Annotated in this window: 21 protein-coding genes; 11 read left to right on the top strand and 10 right to left on the bottom strand. The window is 65.6% G+C overall.

The annotated features are described in order from the left end of the window. The 4 genes from U5798_RS30260 to U5798_RS30245 form a co-directional block, all read right to left on the bottom strand. Entirely contained in the window at positions 1-1398 is a 1398-nt protein-coding gene (locus U5798_RS30260; RefSeq protein WP_322084115.1) for a HAMP domain-containing sensor histidine kinase, read from the bottom strand. Next, positions 1374-2039 carry a response regulator transcription factor gene (locus tag U5798_RS30255; protein ID WP_124451907.1) on the bottom strand — a complete coding sequence of 222 codons (666 nt, stop codon included), beginning with the start codon at positions 2037-2039 and terminating at the stop codon, positions 1374-1376. The genes U5798_RS30260 and U5798_RS30255 overlap by 25 nt, the downstream gene beginning before the upstream one ends. Positions 2040-2131: 92 nt before the next feature. Then, a complete protein-coding gene (locus U5798_RS30250; RefSeq protein WP_322084114.1) occupies positions 2132-2560 on the bottom strand; it encodes a hypothetical protein in 429 nt (142 codons plus the stop codon). A 37-nt stretch (positions 2561-2597) separates the two neighbouring features. Continuing rightward, positions 2598-3380, bottom strand: coding sequence for a hypothetical protein (locus tag U5798_RS30245; RefSeq protein ID WP_322084113.1), 783 nt, complete (start codon positions 3378-3380; stop codon positions 2598-2600). Positions 3381-3627: 247 nt separating this feature from the next. Between U5798_RS30245 and U5798_RS30240 the strand changes: the two genes are divergently transcribed. Beyond that, on the top strand, positions 3628-4728 hold the full coding sequence (locus U5798_RS30240; protein ID WP_034181371.1) for a saccharopine dehydrogenase family protein: 1101 nt from the start codon (positions 3628-3630) through the stop codon (positions 4726-4728). Between the two features lie 111 nt (positions 4729-4839). On the opposite strand, the gene U5798_RS30235 is transcribed toward U5798_RS30240, so the two are convergent. Both U5798_RS30235 and cydX read right to left on the bottom strand, forming a co-directional pair. After that, positions 4840-5457, bottom strand: coding sequence for an ATP-binding protein (locus U5798_RS30235; protein ID WP_322084112.1), 618 nt, complete (start codon positions 5455-5457; stop codon positions 4840-4842). Beyond that, the gene (cydX, locus tag U5798_RS30230) at positions 5454-5600 is read right to left on the bottom strand and encodes a cytochrome bd-I oxidase subunit CydX (RefSeq protein WP_124451899.1); all 147 of its coding nucleotides are present in this window, start codon (positions 5598-5600) and stop codon (positions 5454-5456) included. Before cydX ends, U5798_RS30235 begins: the two co-directional genes overlap by 4 nt. Positions 5601-5800: 200 nt before the next feature. Between cydX and corA the strand changes: the two genes are divergently transcribed. Further along, complete coding sequence (corA, locus tag U5798_RS30225) at positions 5801-6778, top strand: magnesium/cobalt transporter CorA (protein ID WP_124451897.1); 978 nt, start codon at positions 5801-5803, stop codon at positions 6776-6778. Positions 6779-6791: 13 nt separating this feature from the next. Here the strand turns inward: corA and U5798_RS30220 are convergent, their stop codons facing one another. Together U5798_RS30220 and U5798_RS30215 are read right to left on the bottom strand one after the other, a co-directional pair. Then, positions 6792-7079, bottom strand: coding sequence for a YciI-like protein (locus U5798_RS30220; protein WP_124451895.1), 288 nt, complete (start codon positions 7077-7079; stop codon positions 6792-6794). Between the two features lie 270 nt (positions 7080-7349). Next, on the bottom strand, positions 7350-7838 hold the full coding sequence (locus tag U5798_RS30215) for an adenosine-specific kinase (RefSeq protein ID WP_322084111.1): 489 nt from the start codon (positions 7836-7838) through the stop codon (positions 7350-7352). Positions 7839-7983: 145 nt separating this feature from the next. Between U5798_RS30215 and U5798_RS30210 the strand changes: the two genes are divergently transcribed. Together U5798_RS30210 and U5798_RS30205 are read left to right on the top strand one after the other, a co-directional pair. Next, a complete protein-coding gene (locus U5798_RS30210) occupies positions 7984-8958 on the top strand; it encodes a cysteine synthase A (protein WP_322084110.1) in 975 nt (324 codons plus the stop codon). 101 nt (positions 8959-9059) lie between these two features. Further along, positions 9060-9548, top strand: coding sequence for an aminoacyl-tRNA deacylase (locus U5798_RS30205; protein ID WP_059234117.1), 489 nt, complete (start codon positions 9060-9062; stop codon positions 9546-9548). 484 nt (positions 9549-10032) lie between these two features. Here the strand turns inward: U5798_RS30205 and U5798_RS30200 are convergent, their stop codons facing one another. Next, on the bottom strand, positions 10033-10395 hold the full coding sequence (locus U5798_RS30200; RefSeq protein WP_322084109.1) for a hypothetical protein: 363 nt from the start codon (positions 10393-10395) through the stop codon (positions 10033-10035). Between U5798_RS30200 and U5798_RS30195 the strand changes: the two genes are divergently transcribed. The 5 genes from U5798_RS30195 to U5798_RS30175 all read left to right on the top strand — a co-directional run bounded on the left by U5798_RS30195 (position 10394) and on the right by U5798_RS30175 (position 14281). After that, entirely contained in the window at positions 10394-11092 is a 699-nt protein-coding gene (locus U5798_RS30195) for an energy transducer TonB (protein ID WP_124451891.1), read from the top strand. The genes U5798_RS30200 and U5798_RS30195 overlap by 2 nt on opposite strands. An 86-nt stretch (positions 11093-11178) precedes the next feature. Then, on the top strand, positions 11179-12072 hold the full coding sequence (locus tag U5798_RS30190; RefSeq protein WP_322084108.1) for a MotA/TolQ/ExbB proton channel family protein: 894 nt from the start codon (positions 11179-11181) through the stop codon (positions 12070-12072). Positions 12073-12092: 20 nt separating this feature from the next. Further along, a complete protein-coding gene (locus U5798_RS30185; RefSeq protein ID WP_048250972.1) occupies positions 12093-12515 on the top strand; it encodes an ExbD/TolR family protein in 423 nt (140 codons plus the stop codon). Between the two features lie 127 nt (positions 12516-12642). Beyond that, on the top strand, positions 12643-13074 hold the full coding sequence (locus U5798_RS30180; RefSeq protein WP_124451887.1) for an ExbD/TolR family protein: 432 nt from the start codon (positions 12643-12645) through the stop codon (positions 13072-13074). A 16-nt stretch (positions 13075-13090) separates the two neighbouring features. Beyond that, on the top strand, positions 13091-14281 hold the full coding sequence (locus U5798_RS30175; RefSeq protein ID WP_322084107.1) for a tetratricopeptide repeat protein: 1191 nt from the start codon (positions 13091-13093) through the stop codon (positions 14279-14281). An 88-nt stretch (positions 14282-14369) separates the two neighbouring features. On the opposite strand, the gene U5798_RS30170 is transcribed toward U5798_RS30175, so the two are convergent. Beyond that, positions 14370-14591 carry a hypothetical protein gene (locus tag U5798_RS30170; RefSeq protein WP_322084106.1) on the bottom strand — a complete coding sequence of 74 codons (222 nt, stop codon included), beginning with the start codon at positions 14589-14591 and terminating at the stop codon, positions 14370-14372. Between U5798_RS30170 and U5798_RS30165 the strand changes: the two genes are divergently transcribed. Then, positions 14590-15165 (top strand): helix-turn-helix domain-containing protein, encoded by a 576-nt coding sequence (locus U5798_RS30165; protein ID WP_124451880.1) that lies wholly within the window; start codon positions 14590-14592, stop codon positions 15163-15165. The two genes, U5798_RS30170 and U5798_RS30165, sit on opposite strands and share 2 nt — an antisense overlap. 303 nt (positions 15166-15468) lie before the next feature. Further along, a complete protein-coding gene (locus U5798_RS30160) occupies positions 15469-18258 on the top strand; it encodes a TonB-dependent receptor (RefSeq protein WP_322084105.1) in 2790 nt (929 codons plus the stop codon). Positions 18259-18265 lie beyond the last annotated feature (7 nt).

The following is an 18265-nucleotide window of genomic DNA, read 5'->3' as shown; positions in this document are numbered from 1 at the left end:
TCAGCCGTCGGTCCGGTCGCGCGGCTGCGCTGCGCGTGACGGCCGCGCGAGCGGAATCCGCACCGATACGCGCAATCCGTGCGCGGCCCGCTCGTCCGCATGCGCGAGCGTGATGTCGGCGCCCATCCGGTCCGCGAGGATCTTCACGATCGACAGGCCGAGCCCGGAGCCGATCTGCGCGTTGCCGGGCACGCGGTAGAACGGATCGAACACGCGCTCGCGCTCCTGCAGCGCGATGCCCGGCCCGCTGTCGACGATCGTCACGCACGCATGCGTATCGGTGCATGACGTCGACAGGTCCACGCGACCGCCGGCCGGCGTGTAGCGGATCGCATTGTCGACCAGGTTCATGACCAGCGATGCGAGTTCGAGCTCGTCGACGCTCACGCGGGCGTCCGGGCCGTCGTCGATGCCGATGTCGAGCGCCTTCTCCTCGGCGAGCGGCATCAGGTCTTCCAGCACGCGGCGATAGATCGCATGCACGGAGACGGCGCCGGGCGGCGCGGCCGGCGCGCTTTGCGCCCGCGCGAGCGCGAGGAGCTGCCCGATCAGGTGGCGGCTGCGGTCGAGCCCGCCGCGCAGCGCGGCGAGCCGTGTGCGCGCGTCGTCCGGCAGGTCGATGTCGGCCAGCCGCTCGGCCTGCAGGGACATCGCGGTGAGCGGCGAGCGCAGTTCGTGGGCGGCGTCGGCGACGAAGCGGCGCTGCGCATCGACCGATTGCGCGACGCGCGCGAGCATCCGGTTGATCGCGACGACGAACGGCCGCACCTCGACCGGCACGTGCTCGGCTGGCACCGGGCGCAGGTCGTGTTCGTCGCGCGCGTCGATCCCGGCCGACAGCGCGGCGACCGGACGGAACAGCTTGCGCACGAGATCGGCGACGAGCAGCAGCAGGATCGGGACGAGGATCAGCAGCGGCAACGCGGTACGCCACGCGCTCTCGCGCGCGACGTCGTCGCGCATGCCGGCTGCCTGGGCGACCGCGATGCGCTCGCCGTTCGCGAACGTACGGACCATCACGCGATAGGCGCTGCCACCGGCATCGACCGTATGCAGCCCGTCGGCGAGCGTCGGCGGCAGCGCGAGCTGAGGCGAGCCGTCGGTGCGCGGTTGCCGTGCTTGCGGATCGGCGCCGAGCGGCTGCACGATCACGCGCGACAGCTCGTCGCTTTCGCGTGCGGGCCCGGCGCCCGCCGCATGCGGCGCAGGCGCACGCTGGCGGTCGAGCAGCGTCGCGACCTCGCGCAGCACGTCGTCCTGCAATTCGTGCGCTTCATCGAACGCCGATGAAAACGCGAACGCGGCCGCAATGGTGGCGACGACAAGGATCGCGGCCGACAGCGCGACCGACAGGCGGAACCCGATCGACTCGTTCAGGCGCTTCTTGAAACCATCCATCCGGCCCCCCTGACGTTCTTGATCACGGTGCTGCCGAGCTTGCGGCGCAGCGAATGGATCAGGAATTCGACCGCGTTGCTTTCGACTTCCTCGCCCCAGCCGTACAGCCGATCCTCGAGCTCGCGCCGCGACAGGATCGCGCCGGGGCGGACCAGCAGCGCACGCAGCAGCGAGAACTCGCGGTTCGACAGTGCGACCGGCGGCTGTCCGTCGACGGTCGCCTCGCGCGTGGCGGGGTCGAGCGACACGATTCCGTTGCCGAGCAGCGGCGCGGCCGAACCGGCGCGGCGCCGGATCGCGACGCGAATCCGGGCGAGCAGCTCGGCCATGTCGAACGGCTTGACGATGTAGTCGTCGGCGCCGCCGTCGAGGCCGCGCAGGCGATCGTCGAGCCCGTCGCGCGCGGTGACGATCAGCAGCGGCGTGCCGGCGTCCTTCGCGCGGATGCCGGCCAGCACGTCGAGCCCGTCGCGGCCGGGCAGGCCGAGGTCGAGCAGGACCAGGTCGTAGGGCTGCGCGGCGAACGCGGCCAGCGCGCGCCCGCCGTCGTCGACCCAATCGGTGGCGTACGACGCGTCCTTCAGCGCGGCATGGACCGCCTCGCCGATCATCGGGTCGTCCTCGACGAGCAGTATTCGCATGCGTGTTCTCCGTGCTGCGCGATCGCCGCCAGCGTATGCGATTCCCGCGCGCCCGTCACGTGCGGCGCGCCCGGCGCATCGCCGATCCGCGCTTACTTGCCGCCGAACCGGTCGAAGGCCGCGAGCAGGCTCTTCATCGCGGCGGCCGAATCGGCCTGGGTCGGATGGTCGGCGCGCAACGCGGAGAGGGCGCGGTCGATCTCCTGGTCGACCATGTGCCAGTCGGCGGCAGCGCGCGGCTTGAGGCCGGCCTCGGCCGAATCCCACGCGATCTCCAGATCCTTGATGCGGGTTTTCGCGCCGGGCAGGTCGCCCTTGGCGACGAGCGTGTTCACGTCGGCGGCGATCGTGCGGAATTGCGACAGGTCGCCGAGCTTCGAGGCGCGCGGTGCTGCGGACGACGCGACGGGTACCGCGGTCGATGCGCTCGCATCCTGCTTCGAGCAGCCGGCGGCGGTGCCGAGCACGGCCATCGCGGCTGCGGTCATGACGAGACGGGAAACGGAATTCGGGATGGTCATGGGATGTCCTCGATGCGATGAAGGGAAATAGAGGGTGTCAATCGGCGGCGCCGGCACGCGTCTGCGCGCCGCTGCCGAATTGCGCGACGGCGACGAGCAGCACGATCACGGTCAGGAACAGCAGGCTCGTCCACGCGGCGCCGAAACCGAGCCCGCCGTACGCGCGGGCCTGCGTGAGCAGATCGCCGAGCGACGCGCCGAACGGACGTGTCAGGATGTACGCGATCCAGAACGCCAGCACCGCGTTCGCGCCGAACCGCCACATGGCGAACACGGCCGCGATCAACGCGCCGAAGGCAAGCGCACCGACGGTGAAGCCGAGCCCGAGCGCCTCGGTCGCGAGATCGCCGGCGGCGGTGCCGAGCGCGAACGTGCAGAGGATCGCGGCCCAGTAGAACAGCTCGCGCCGCGGCGTGACGATCGTGTCGATCGACAGCGTGCCTTCGACGCGATGCCAGACGAAGAAGATCGCAGCGAGCGCGACGGCAAACGCGGCGGTGCTCGCGTAGAGGCTGACGTTCAGGCCGTCGGTGAGCAGGTCGGTGATCTGCGTGCCGACGATGCTGACGAGCACCACCGTGAGCCAGTAGATCCACGGCACGTAGCGACGCGTGCGCAACTGCAGCCACAGCGCGATCGCGAGCAGCGACGCCATCGCGACGCGCGTGACGGTCTGGCCGAGTCCCGCGTTGACCGCGAGAAAGTCCGCGCCGGTTTCGCCGACCGTGGTCGACATGATCTTGACGATCCAGAACGACAGGGCGACGTCGGGCACCTTGTTCAGCCAGTGCGACGCGCGGTTGACGGGCAGGGATTGCATGCGATGCCTCCATGGAAATCGGGTGACCGGCATGCAGTCTGAATCGCGAAACTTAGGCCAGCCATAGCAGACCGCAGCGGGTGAAAAACCCTCGTTTCGACGTTTCGGCGAAATGTGTCGTCATAACGTCGAAATTATCGGTCGTTTCGCATCATTCTTCGTCTTGGAACTGATTTTGAGCGTCCCTAAACTGTGTTCATGGCTCAACGCCGTTCACAACACCAACCCATCATCAGGAGATAAGCGCATGAAAATCGCCATCGTCGGCGCAGGTCTGATCGGCCACACCATTGCTCACATGCTGCGTGAAACGGGCGACTACGAAGTCGTTGCGTTCGACCGCGACGCGGATGCGCTTGCGAAGCTGTCGCGCGAAGGCATCGCGACGCAACGGGTCGATTCGGCCGACGCGAATGCGATTCGCGAAGCGGTGAAGGGCTTCGATGCGCTCGTCAACGCGCTGCCGTACTACCTCGCGGTCAATGTCGCCGCCGCCGCGAAGGCTGCCGGCGTCCATTACTTCGACCTGACCGAAGACGTGCGCGCGACCCACGCGATCCGCGAACTGGCCGACGGCTCAGACCGCGCGTTCATGCCGCAGTGCGGCCTCGCGCCGGGCTTCATCGGCATCGCCGCTCACGAACTCGTGAACGGCTTCAGCGAAGTGCGCGACGTGAAGATGCGCGTCGGCGCGCTGCCCGAGTATCCGACCAACGCGCTGAAGTACAACCTGACGTGGAGCGTCGACGGCCTGATCAACGAATACTGCCAGCCGTGCGAAGCGATCCGCGACGGCCGCAAGCAGTGGGTGCAGCCGCTCGAAGGCCTCGAGCACTTCTCGCTGGACGGCACCGAATACGAAGCGTTCAACACGTCCGGCGGCCTCGGCACGCTGTGCGAGACGCTGTCGGGCAAGGTCGAGACGCTCGACTACAAGTCGGTGCGCTATCCGGGCCACCGCGAGCTCGTCCAGTTCCTGCTGGAAGACCTGCGCCTGTCGACCGATCGCGACACGCTGAAGTCGATCATGCGCCGCGCGGTGCCGTCGACGAAGCAGGACGTCGTGCTCGTGTTCGTCACGGTGACGGGCGTGAAGGACGGCCAGCTCGTGCAGGACGTGTTCACGCGCAAGATCTTCGCGAAGGACGTGTGCGGGATGCACATGAGCGCGATCCAGATCACGACGGCCGGCGCGATGTGCGCGGTGCTGGATCTGTTCCGCGAGAAGAAGCTGCCGCAGAGCGGTTTCATCCCGCAGGAAAAGGTGTCGCTGAAGGCGTTCCTGTCGAACCGCTTCGGCAAGCTGTACGAAGGCGGCACGATGGAGCGCGTGCACGCGGTCGCCTGACCGACCGCCAGCCTCTGGCACGAGGGCCGTACGACGCCGGGAGCGTAGCAGCGCTTCCGGCGTTGTTTTTTTGGGGGAAAACAGAAAGCGGGGCGGCGGCGGGCGGCGCGCTCAGGCCGGCAGCGGCGGGACGATCGTCGCGGGTTGGGGGGGCGGCACGATGCGGTACAGCAGCGCGTCGACGTCCGCGTCGGACGGCGCTGTGTTGTCGAACATCACGATGCCGTCGCATTCACGGCCGGTCGGCACGAAGCGGCGCTGCCGGTATTCGTCCCAATGCGCGAGCTTGTACGCATCGTTCGGGTTGCCGCGTGCGACGATCCGCGCATGTGCGACGTCTTCCGACGTGTGGACCCAGACGACCGTCAGCGCGACGTCAGGTGCGATGCCGAGCCATGCGCGGTCGAGGATGCGCCGGTCGCGCACTTCGCGCGACAGCGGGCCGACGACGATCGCGCCGATGCCGAGCGCGAGATTTTCACGGGCCGTATCGAGCAGGCCCTGGTATTCGGGACCGCGCAGGTGTTTCAGGTAGAGCGGGCTGTCGCGATCGTTCGGATCTTCCGTGAGCGCGCCCATCGCGGCCGCGCTGTAGCGGCCGTACAGCGTGTCCTTGTCGAGCAGGCAGAACGCTTCGCCGGTCGCGCGCATCAGCGGCCCGATGAGCCGCTTCGCGAGCGTGGTCTTGCCGGTGCCGGCGTGACCGCAAAAGAACACCAGGTGCGTCACGAAGCCTTGCCTCCCGGCCGCGGGCTCGACGTGTCGTTGCGCTTGTCGCCGCGCGAGAATACCTCCGCTTCCAGCCACATCGCGTTGATGATGCCGAAGCCGAGCGCCACGCCGATGCCGAGTATCCACGAGAAATACCACATAGGTCTGCCTCCTTGACGGTTGGGTCGCGCGGGCGTTGTGCATCGCGCAACGCAGGTGCCGCGGGCCTGTCGACGTACCGCGGTGCGCGTGCTGCGGCGCACGCAGCCCGATCATGACCAATAACGGCGTGCCGTGCAAGCCGGGCCGTCCGCGCAGCAAAGCGGTAAACTGATGCGCAAACCGCAACATCACGGACAACATGCTGATCAACTGCGCTGCATACCAGGACGGCCGCAAGCTGGCCGACATCGATATCGATGCCATCAGCGACTACGTGTCGAAGCCCGAATGCTTCGTGTGGGTCGCGCTGAAGGATCCGACGCCCGACGAAATCGACCTGATGGGCGAGGAGTTCGGGCTGCACGAACTCGCGCTCGAGGATGCCCGCAAAGGGCATCAGCGGCCGAAGATCGAGGAATACGGCGATTCGCTGTTCGCCGTGCTGCATACGGTCGAGCTCGACGAGGACGGCGAATTCAAGGTCGGCGAACTGAACGTGTTCGTCGGCCCGAACTACGTGCTGTCGATCCGCAACCATACCGAGCAGGATTTCCGCGAAGTGCGCAAGCGCTGCGAGCGCGAGCCGCATCTGCTGCAGGAAGGATCGGCGTTCGTGTTCTATGCGCTGATGGACCAGGTCGTCGACCGCTATTTTCCGATCCTCGAAACGCTCGGCACCGAGCTCGAGGAACTCGAGGACCGCATCTTCGCGAAGGCGACGCCCGCGTCGTCGCGCGCGATCATCGAGGATCTCTATTCGCTGAAACGCCGGCTCGTGTTGCTGTACCAGCATACGGCGCCGCTGATGGAGCCGCTCGCGAAGCTCACCGGCGGGCGCGTGCCGCAGGTCTGCAGCGGCATGGCCGCATATTTTCGCGACGTGTACGACCATCTGCAGCGGATCGTGAAGACGATCGAAGGGCGCCGCGAGATGGTCGTCACGGCGATCCAGGTCAACCTCGGGATGATTTCGCTCGCGGAGAGCGAAGTGACGAAGCGGCTCGGCTCGTTCGCCGCGCTGTTCGCGATACCGACGATGATCGCCGGCATCTACGGGATGAACTTCGCGAACATGCCCGAACTGCACCTGAAGTACGGCTTCTACGGCTGCATCGCGGTGATGGTCGTAGCCGACTTCGCGCTGTGGTGGCGTTTCAAGCGGGCAGGGTGGCTGTAGGCATCCCGCGCGCCTAGCCTGGCGCGTGCTTGCCGATCACGACGCGCCACGGCCGCACGCGCCACGATTTCACGAGGCCGTTCTGCACGTACGGATCGGCGCGCGCGAACGATTCGGCCGCTTCCGGCGAATCGCCTTCGAACACGAGCACGGCCTGGTCGGCCGGATCGGCCAGCGCGCCGGCGAGCACGAGTTCGCCGCGCTCGGTCGCGGCCTGCGCGAGCGCGAGATGCTGCGCACGGAACGGTTCCCGTCGCGTCAGGTAATCGTCGACGAGTTCGTAGATCAACTGGTAATGCATGTGTCGCTCCCGGAGCAATCGGCGGCGGCCGGTGCGCCAGCGGCCGTCAATCAGTGTGCTGGCAGTATAGGGCAGCCGTGCGAACATGGTGCGCGGCACACAGGAGCATCGGCTTGTTGTCTTTAATGCAACTAACGGTCTGTTTTTGAGCCGCGCTGGAATCTTGCGACGCATTCGCGACATCGATGCAGCATTGTCTGTAGAGGGGAAGTCCGGGGGCCAGGAGATTCCTGTCGAGCAGGCACGCACGAGCTGAACGGCGCCCCGAATCTAGGCTTTGTAGCCGATCGCGCACAGCAGGTCCTTGCGCCAGCGCACGTCGTCATCGTTTTCGACGCCGAGCGGCGGAAAACCGTCGACGACGCCGATGATGCCGCGGCCCTGTGCGGTTTCCGCGACGATCACCTCGGTCGGATTCGCGGTCGCGCAGTAGATCCGGCAGACCCCCGGCACCGCCTTGATCGCGTTCAGCACGTTGACCGGATAGAAACCGTCGCCGAGCATCACGATGAAGCCGTGCCCGGCGCCAATCGCGGTGGCGTTGCGGCACGCGAGCTCGGTCAGCTCCGTATCGGTGCCGGAACGCCGCACGAGCCGCTTGCCGGACGCCTCGCAGAACGCGAGCCCGAAGCGGATGCCCGGCACGGTGCCGACGAGCGCCTCGTGAATGTCCTCGACCGACTTGATGAAATGCGTCTGGCCGAGAACGAAGTTCACCGTCTCGGGCTTCTGGATGGCCACGGTGTGCAATTGCAGCATGTCGGACCTCGTCTGGCGATGCGACGCAGGCGTCGCGAGTGGGCTCTCCCAGCTTAGTACGCGACGGCCGCCGTCGAAAGCGGCGAGGGCGTTCTATCCTTTATTTGTGTGACGCGCGCGCGAGCGTATACGCAAAGGAGGGGGCATGGACGTGCGACAGGGCTTCGTCGAGTGCGTCGGACGCACGCCGCTGATCCGGCTTGAGAAGCTGAGCGCCGAGACGGGCTGCGAGATTCTGGGCAAGGCGGAATTCATGAATCCCGGCGGCTCCGTGAAGGACCGCGCGGCGCTCTACATCATTCGCGACGCCGAGCGGCGCGGCGCGCTGACGCCGGGCGGCACCGTCGTCGAAGGCACGGCGGGCAACACCGGCATCGGCCTCGCGCATATTTGCGCGGCGCGCGGCTATCGTTGCGTGATCGTGATACCGGAAACGCAATCGCCGGAAAAGATGGAGATCCTGCGCACGCTGGGCGCGGAGGTGCGTCAGGTGCCGGCCGTGCCGTACCGCGACCCGAACAACTATCAGAAGATTGCCGGGCGGCTCGCGGCCGAACTCGACAACGCGGTGTGGGCCAACCAGTTCGACAACCTCGTCAACCGGCAGGCGCACTACGAGACCACCGGCCCGGAAATCTGGCGCGACACCGCGGGCACGGTCGATGCATTCGTGTGTGCGACCGGCACCGGCGGCACGCTGGCCGGCGTGAGCCGCTATCTGAAGGAGCAGAAGCCGGAGATCCGGATCGTGCTTGCCGATCCGCACGGCAGCGGGCTCTACAGCCACGTGAAAACCGGCGAGATCAACGCGGAAGGCAGTTCGATCACCGAGGGCATCGGCTCGACGCGGATCACCGCCAATCTCGAAGGCACGCCGATCGACGACGCCGTGCGCATCGACGATCCGCAATGCGTGAAGATGGTCTACCGGCTGTTGCGCGAGGAAGGACTGTACGTCGGCGGATCGAGCGGCATCAACGTTGCGGCGGCGGTCTGGCTTGCCGGCCGGATGGGGCCGGGACACACGATCGTGACCCTGCTGTGCGATCGCGGCGACATTTATCGCGCACGGCTCTTCAACCGCGAATGGCTGCGGGAGAAGGGACTGGATCCGGTCTGAAGGAAGCGCGTACCGGGATTTTCCAAACGTGCGATTGCGACCTATGCTGAACGAATCCGGTGCGAACGCCGTTCGCCCGATTCGCCCAGACGAGGTGTGCCATGCCTGTATCAGCCACCCTGCAGGATTGCCTGCGCCAGAAGTCATCGCGGTACGAAGTCGTGTACCACCCCTATAGCCATACGAGCATGGAGACGGCCGCCGCCGCGCATATTCCCGGCGATCGCCTCGCGAAAACCGTGCTCCTCGAGGACGACGAGGGCTACGTCGCCGCCGTATTGCCGACGACGCACGCGGTGCGCCTGTCGGATCTCTGGGTGAAGACGGGACGCCATCTCGTGCTCGCCCGGGAGGTCGAGTTGCGCGAGCTGTTCAAGGATTGCGACATGGGCGCGCTGCCGCCGGTCTGCATGGCGTACGGGATGAAGACCTTCCTCGAGGAACGTCTCGCGCAGCAGCCGGAAGTCTATTTCGAGGCCGGCGACCACGAAGCGCTGATCCACATGATGCAGGACGAATTCCTGATGCTGATGGAGACGGCGGAGCGCGCGCATTTCTCGCACAAGATGCAGGGGATGATGCTGTCCTGACGAGACGGCGCATGCGGTGACACGCGAGGGCGGCGCGCATGTGTGCGCGCCGAGGAGGGGGGGCGTGTGCCTTTCGGACGCGTTTTCCCGGAATGTTAATTTGATATGCGAAGTTGTTTCGTGATGATTCGATAGATCGTAATCTCATTCTAGTTGTATCGGATTCCTATTTATCTTTACGAGACCGGATCGTGCCGCCGGCGTCTCGCGGCATGTGACGCCGGCCGCGTTCCGAGCAGGTGAAGAGGGACGTCGAACGACGGATGCCGGCGTTGCCGAGATGACGCGACGCGCCAGCCCGTCGTCTCCGGGACCAACCATTCTGGTGCAGCGCAGGAAATACGCGAATATTTATGTCGAAAAGGGTTTGATATCCGGATTTTGATATATCCATACAAATCAATTACCGTTTTAATAATAAAGACTTGATTTGTGCTTACCGGAATATTATTTGAATAAAGCCTCCAAACTTTGTATTTGGGCATCAAATAAAGTTTGACGGCAAAATTTTTTCCTTGCTATCTTCTGCACCCAAGTGAACGGCGCCATTGACATCACCGCGTAACGATCGGCGATTCGTCATACGAAATACGAGGGGCGTCTGCTCAGCTAACAATTGCCTGACCGTGCGGGCGCGTGGTTTACCGGTGTAAAGCCGGGCCGCGCCGGCCGGAACGATTCCTTGAAAAAGAATTAATTGGAATTCGAATGTGATTCTTTCAATTCGGATTGCTAATTGAATTTGAAATGAAATTTTCGGGATGATGCGGTGGCGATGCCGACCTGGCTGCGCTGCCGGCCGCAACCCGAAACTGGGCGAATCGCTTGGGGGATGGATGGTGGGCATGAAAGTCGAGGAACATCTGGCTACTTCGAACAGCGGACTGGCCACGCTGGGGCGTCCGAGAGAGTTCGGCAAGAAGCAGCAGAACCCGGTGCGCCGGTTCGGCGGCATCGGGATCGTCCTGGTGCTGCATGCAGTGCTGATCTACGCACTGCTCAACGGCCTCGCGACGAAAGTCGTGCAGGTGATCCAGCATCCGATCGAAACCCGCATCATCGAGCCGGTCAAGCCGCCGCCGCCACCGCCGATGCCCGTGGTCAAACTCCCGCCGCCGAAATTCGCGCCGCCGCCGCCGCCGTTCGTGCCGCCGCCGGAAGTCCAGGTGCAGGCGCCGCCGCAGGCCACGATCACGCACCAGTCGGCCCCGGTGCCTTCTGCGCCTGCCGTGCAGGCGCCGGTGGTGGCGCCTCCGGCACCGGCCAAGCCGGTCAGCCATGACGTCGGGGTCGTCTGCCCGAATTCGGACACGCTGCGCGCGTCGATCCAGTATCCGAAGGAAGCACAGGAAAACAACATCACGGGTGACGTGACGATCGAGTTCGTCGTGGATGCGGAAGGGAACATCACGAACGAGCGCGTCGCGCAGTCGGCGGATCCGATCCTCGATCGCGCCGCGTTCAACACCGTGAAACGGTTCAAATGCGTCGCTCAGGGCCAGTCGGTGCGGGTCCAGGTGCCGTTCTCGTTCAATCTGAATTGATGCAGTGGGCGGCCCGGCACGAGCCGGGTCGGGGAAAACCGTCTCGAACTTGTGTATTAAGTTCAACGAAAGAACTGGAGTAGGGTATGACGAAGCGTTTACTGGCCGCGCTGGCGGCAAGCATGTTGATGTCCGTCGCCGTGGTCGACGGGTTCGTTGCGCCGCAGCTCGCCCACGCGCAGGCCAGCGGGGCGGCCGACACGTCGGCGCAGGCCGCGCCGGCTCCGGCACCGGCCGCCGCCGAGCCGGCGCCGCCGCCCGCGCCGGCGACGTCGGTTGCAGTCGAGAATCCGTACGGGCTCGGCGCGCTCTGGAAGAACGGCGACTTCGTCGCCCGTTTCGTGCTGATCCTGCTCGTGATCATGTCGATGGGAAGCTGGTACATCATGATCACCAAGTTCCTGGAGCAGTTGCGTGCGAATCGTCGCGCGAAACTGGCCGACGCGCAGCTCTGGACCGCGCCGTCGCTGGCCGAAGGCGCCAAGCTGCTCGACGAGGCGTCGCCGTTCCGGTTCATCGCCGAAACCGCGATCGAAGCCGGCGAACATCACGAAGACGCGCTGCTCGAAGCGGTGGACCGCAACACGTGGATCGACGTATCGGTCGAGCGCTCGATCACGAACGTGTCGAACCGGATGCAGGACGGGCTCGCGTTTCTGGCCACGGTGGGGTCGACGGCCCCGTTCGTCGGGCTGTTCGGCACGGTCTGGGGGATCTATCACGCGCTGACCGCGATCGGCATCGCGGGGCAGGCGTCGATCGACAAGGTCGCAGGCCCGGTGGGCGAGGCGCTCATCATGACCGCGATCGGCCTTGCCGTCGCAGTGCCGGCGGTGCTCGGCTACAACTTCCTGGTTCGGCGCAACAAGTCGGTGATGGAGCGGGTGCGCAACTTCGGCGCGCAACTGCACACGGTGCTGCTGGCCGGCAACCGGCGCCCGGTGCGTGCGGCGTCGCCGGCGGCATCGCTCGCGAACTGACCGGCTGACGGAGACGCGCGATGGCCATGAACGTCGGGCAGGACGATAGCGACGAGGTGATCGCCAACATCAACACGACGCCGCTCGTCGACGTGATGCTGGTGTTGCTGATCATCTTCCTGATCACGATTCCGGTCGTGACGCACACGATCCAGCTTCAGCTGCCGAAGGAGACGGTGCAGCCGCTGCAGACGACGCCGAAAAGCATCGAGATCGCGGTGAATCGCGACGGCGATTTCTTCTGGGGCGAGCAGCTGGTGGACGCACCGACACTGCTCGCAAAGCTGAAGGGCGTGTCGCAACAGCAGCCGCAGCCGAGCGTCCACGTGCGGGGCGACCAGAACACACGCTACGAGTTCATCGGCCGGGTGGTCACGATGTGCGAGCGTGCGGGGATCGCGAAGCTGTCGTTCATTACGGAGCCGCCGGCACGCGGCGGTTAGGCGCCCGAGCGGATCGGCTGCAGGGCATGGGGCTCGCGTCAGTGCTGAGGTGCTAACGCGGGTCGACCGCGAAGCATGGGATCAGCGTAAGCGTTAAAGCGCTAACGCGGGTCGACAGGAGTCGAAGATGGGGATGAATGTGCCTTCGGGCGGAAGCAACGCGGAACCGGAAGTGATGGTCGACATCAACACCACGCCGCTGATCGACGTGATGCTGGTGCTGCTGATCATGCTGATCATCACCATTCCGATCCAGATGCATTCGGTGAAGATGGACCTGCCGGTCGGCAACCCGCCGCCGCCGGCCGCGCCGCCGGAAGTCGTGCAGATCGATATCGACTTCGACGGCACGACGACGTGGAACGGCACACCGGTGCCGGACCGTTCGGCACTCGAGGCGAAACTGACCCAGGTCGCGGCGGAACCCGTGCAGGCAGAGATCCACCTGCGACCGAACAAGCTGGTGCCGTACAAGGACGTGGCGGCCGTGCTGGCGTCCGCGCAACGCGTGGGCGCGACCAAGATCGGCCTGATCGGTAACGAACAGTTCATGCAATGACGAAACGGACGAGCCGATGAACCAGCGACGATGGAAACGGATCCTGGCGGTGACGGCGCTCGGCGCGACCTGCATGCTCGGCCGGCCGGCGGTGCCGGCAGACGCGCTGCGGCCGGACGTGGCGAAACCGCTCGCAGCGGCGCAGGAGCTGTACCGCGCGCACAAGTATCGCGACGCGCTCGGCAAGATCGGCCAGGCGGCCGCCGTGCCCAACCGGACACCGTATGAAACGTACATGGTGGAAGAGATGCGCGGCGCGGCGGCAATCGCGGCCGGCGACTCGGGCACGGCTGCGCAGGCGTACGAAACCGTGCTGAACTCGGGGCGGCTGTCGGGCGAGGACGAGCAGCGGACGACAGCGGCACTGGCCGGCATCTATTTCCAGCAGAAGAACTATCCGCTGGCGATCCGGATCGCGCAGCGCTACCTGAAGGCAGGCGGCACGGACCCTGAAATGCGCACGCTGCTCACGCAGTCGTATTACCTGTCGAACGATTGCGCGCCGGTCGTGAGCCAGTTGAAGGCGAGCACCGACGCACAGGCAAACAGCGGACGCGCACCGGACGAAGGGCAACTGCAGATGCTCGCGACGTGCGCGCAGAAAGTGAAGGACGGCAACGCGTATCGCAGTGCGCTCGGGCTGCTGGTGACCTACCATCCGAGCCCCGCGTACTGGGACGAAATGATCACGGCCATTCGCGGCACGCCCGGGTATCTGTCGTCGCTTGACCTCGACATCTACCGGTTGCGCCGCGCGACGGGATCGCTTGCGACGGCCGACGCATACATGGAGATGACGCAGCTCGCGCTGGTGGCGGGATCGCCCGCCGAGGGCAAGCAGGTAATCGACCAGGGGTTCGCGTCCGGCGTACTCGGCAAGGACGCGCAGGCGGACCGCGAGAAGCGGCTGCAGGCGCTCGCCGCGAAGCGCGCGCAATCGGGCGCAGATGCCGCCACGCCGGCGACGCCGCTCGACACGGGCATGAACCTCGTCTTTGCGGGCCGCGCGCAGCAGGGGCTGCCGATGATGGAGCAGGCAATCGCGAAGGGCGGCCTCGAGCATCCCGACGCGGCGCGACTGCGGCTCGGCGAGGCGTACTACGTGGCCGGCCAGAAGGCACATGCAGTACAGGTGCTGCGCACGGTCAAGGGAACCGACGGTTCCGGCGACCTGGCCAGGCTGTGGACGGCGGTGGCGTCCCGGTAACGCAACGACGGGGTGGCGGCGCACGCTGCAGGCGCGATCGGCAAGCGGTGCGCCGCCGCGACAGTGCCGGTGCATGACAGCATGACGTTCAGGTTCGACGAGGAAAAGGAGCAGCCTTGTTAGTTAGTAAACCGAATGAAATATGCGAGACGTGTGCGGACAGGCCGCGATGGTGCGGTCCTGCGCCGCGCACCACCCGCACGCGGCTGCCGCGCGCGAGCGGGTATCGCGCCGGGCCGTGCGCATCGTTGCATCGATCACGGATCGCCGACATCAAACCGATTTCGACTGCGAGGCTCAGTTCTTCCATGGTTGTGCCCCCTGATGAGTCGGTGCTCGTCGCCGTGTCGCTCGGCAACAAGATCCGGGCGCTGCGCCAGCGTCTGAAACTCACGCTCGACGAAGCGGCCGGCATCGCCGGCATTTCGAAGCCGTTCCTGTCGCAGGTCGAGCGCGGGCGGGCAACGCCGTCGATCACGTCGCTGGTCCGGATCGCGAAGGCGCTGGGCGTGACGATGCAGTACTTCATCGACACGCCGACGGAAGCGCGCTCGGTGTGCCGCGGCAACGCGCTGCAGTATTTCCAGTTCGCGAACTCGACGAGCCTGTTCGCGCGGCTGACGAACCTGGTCGACGGCCGCAAGCTCGACGCGATCCTCGTCAGGATGCCGGCAGGGCAGCTGTCGTCCGAGATGACCACGCATGCGGGCGAGGAGTTCGTCTACGTGATGCGCGGGCAGGTCGCGCTGACACTCGAGGACTGCACGTTCACGCTGAACGAAGGCGATACCGCGCACTACGAGTCGACGATGCCGCACGCGTGGCACAACACGGCCGACGAAGAGGCGGTAATCGTCTGGGTCGGCACGCCGCGGCTGTTCTAGCGGCGGCGGCCGCAAGGAAGAAGTATCCGATCGAAGGAAGGGCCGGCACCACAACGCGCCATCCGTCGAATCGGGAAGAAGCAGGTAGCGCGCTCAATGTAGGTAATTAGTATGACAAATCAAAACAATAAATAGCGGTCGTGCTGAATGGCACTGGTGCCCCGAGGCCGATCCGTTCGAATCATGGCAGTCGAAAGCGTGGCAATCGCGGGTTCCGGTACACGGGCACCCAGGACGCGCAAGGAATTCACAAGGTTCCGGCGCACAGCAGGTGGGGTCTTACTACGAGCGAGAGGGAACAAGATGAAGCAGAGAGTGTTGGCGTTGGCCATCAAGAGGATAGTCTGGGCGGAACTCGCGTTGACGGCCGTACTGGTGCCGCCGGCGTTCGCCCAGAGCCAGCCGGCGCCGGGCGCCGTCGCGATCGCCGATGCGGTCGCGAACGGCGCACCCGTGACCGTCGCGCAGGCGGGCGGCACGGCGGGCAGCGCCGCTGCACCGGACGCTGCGGCGCCCGATGCGGCACCCGGTGCAGCGGCCGAGGCGACGCCTGCCGCACCCGCCGCGAACGGGCAGGGCAAGGTCGCGCAGATCAAGCGGTTCGAAGTGACGGGCTCGCTGATCCGGCAATCCGACAAGACCGGCTTTCAGCAGGTGCAGACGATCACGCCGAAGGAGATCCAGGCCAGCGGCGCGGTGACGGTGACCGACTTCCTGCGCAATGCGACGGCCAACTCGGCGAACAGCTGGGGCGAAGGGCAGTCGGGCAACTTCGCGGCCGGCGCGGCCGGCATTGCACTGCGCGGCCTCTCGGAGAAGTACACGCTCGTGTTGGTCGACGGCCAGCGCGTCGCGCCGTACGCATTCTTCTCGAACAGCGTCGATTCGTTCTTCGACCTCAACACGCTGCCGCTCAACGATATCGAGCGGATCGAAATCGTGAAGACGGGCGCGGTGTCGCAGTACGGTTCGGACGCGATCGGCGGTGTCGTCAACATCATCACGAAACACAATTTCCGCGGCCTGCAGCTCGACGGCAGCCTCGGCAGCGCGATCAACGCCGGTAACGGCGACGGCACGATGAAGTTCGGCGTGCTCGGCGGCTTCGGCGACCTGAACGCCGACCGCTTCAACGTGACGGCCGCACTCAGCTACTACAAGTCGAACGGCTTCACGCTGGCCGACCGCGATTCCACGCGCAACCAGGACTTCACGGGCAAGCCGGGCGGCTTCTCGCTGCTCGCGCCGTCCTACTGGAACATGCCCGACGGCAGTGCGCAGGCGCTGAACGGCTGCCCGTTCGGCGGAGCGGTGCACCAGGCCGCGACGAACTCGCTGTCGGCCGGGTTGCCGGGCACCATCTGCGGGTACAACACGGCGGAAAGCACGTCGATCCTGCCGATGACCGAGCGCCTGAACGCGAAGCTGCATGGCGACTTCAAGATCAACGACACGACGACGGCCTTCGCGGACTTCCTGGAAAGCTACAACACGACCACGACCAACGACGGCCTGTGGAACAACGTGATCGGCAACCCGCAGAACCCGGCGCTGGTGTGGAATCCGCAGACGCAGTTGCTGTCGCCGTTCAACTACACGGTACCGGCCAGCAACCCGTACAACACGACGGGCGCGGCCACGCCGCTCACCTACGCGTTTCCGAACACGGTTGCGCAAAAGACCTGGGCCAACTACTGGCGCGCGGCCGCCGGCATCAAGGGTTCGTTCACGCTGCCGTACGGCGACTGGGACTGGGCGACGTCGGTCAGCCATTCGCAGAGCACGGTGTCGAACGTGTTCACGAACCAGCTGAACGTGAACGCGCTGAACAACATCTACCAGAACGGCACGCTGAATTTCGCGAACCCGGCCGCGACGCCGAACGCATTCAACGGCCTGTACCAGGAAGCGAACAACCTCGGCATCTCGAAGCTCGACACGATCGACGCGACGTTGTCGACGCCGAACCTGTTCCACCTGCCGACCGGTGACGTTGGCATCGGCTTCGGCGCGCAGTTCACGCACCAGAGCGAAACGTTGACGCCGGGCTCGGAATACCTGAGCGGCGCGGTGATCTCGCCCGATCTGCAGACAGTGAACGGCGCGCGCAACGTCGCGGCTGTCTATTACCAGATCAACGTGCCGATCCTGGAAAACCTGACGTTCAGTCAGGCAGGCCGCTACGACCACTACACGGACGTGGGCGGTGCATTCTCTCCGCGCTTCGCGCTGCGCTACCAGCCGATCAAGGCGCTGACGCTGTATACGTCGTACAACCGCGGCTTCCGTGCGCCGACCTTCGTCGAGGACAGCAAGTCGCAGACCCTCGGCATCCAGGTCGACCCGGCTACCGGGCAGAACTACACGTCGATTACGGTCGGCAACCCGAACCTCGCACCGGAACGCACGCGCAACTTCAACATCGGCTTCCAGGTCTCACCGGCCCGCTACACGGATATCGGCTTCGACTGGTACAAGATCCGCATCGACAACGTGATCGGCCAGGGCAAGCCATCGCAGGTCGTGACAGACCCGGCGACCGGCCAGTTGCTGTACAAGGTGATTCCGTACCAGAACCTCGGTTACCTCGACACGAACGGCTTCGAAGGTACGTTCCGCCAGGGGCTGCCGCTCAAGGGCTGGGGCATGCTTACGCTGTCGGGCGACTGGGCATACATCAACAGCTACAAGATCGGCTTCCCGGGCGCCGCGCCGGTCAACGGCGCGGGCAACAACTTCACGATCACGCAGCCGTTCGGCGGCAGCTTCCCGCGCTGGCGCGGCAACACGACGCTGGACTGGAACTATCGCAAGTTCGATGCAGCGCTGACGTGGCAGTTCACGGGCCCGTACGCGCAGAACCTGATGGCGGAGCCGCCGAAAGTCGGTTCGTACAGCCAGTTCAACCTGATGGTGACGTACACGGGCTTCAAGAACTGGACGATCTACGGCGGCATCGACAACCTCTTCAACCGCACGCCGCCGTACGACCCGATCTTCGCGAACGGCACGCTGAGCCAGAGCGGGTACGACACGTCGGTGTACTCGTACATCGGCCGGTTCGCGCAGGTCGGCGCGACGTACAAGTTCTGACGGAGGC

It is taken from the genome of Burkholderia sp. BCC1972 (assembly GCF_905339605.1).
Classification (GTDB): Bacteria; Pseudomonadota; Gammaproteobacteria; order Burkholderiales; family Burkholderiaceae; genus Burkholderia.
This window is presented reverse-complemented; position numbering and strand designations above follow the sequence as displayed.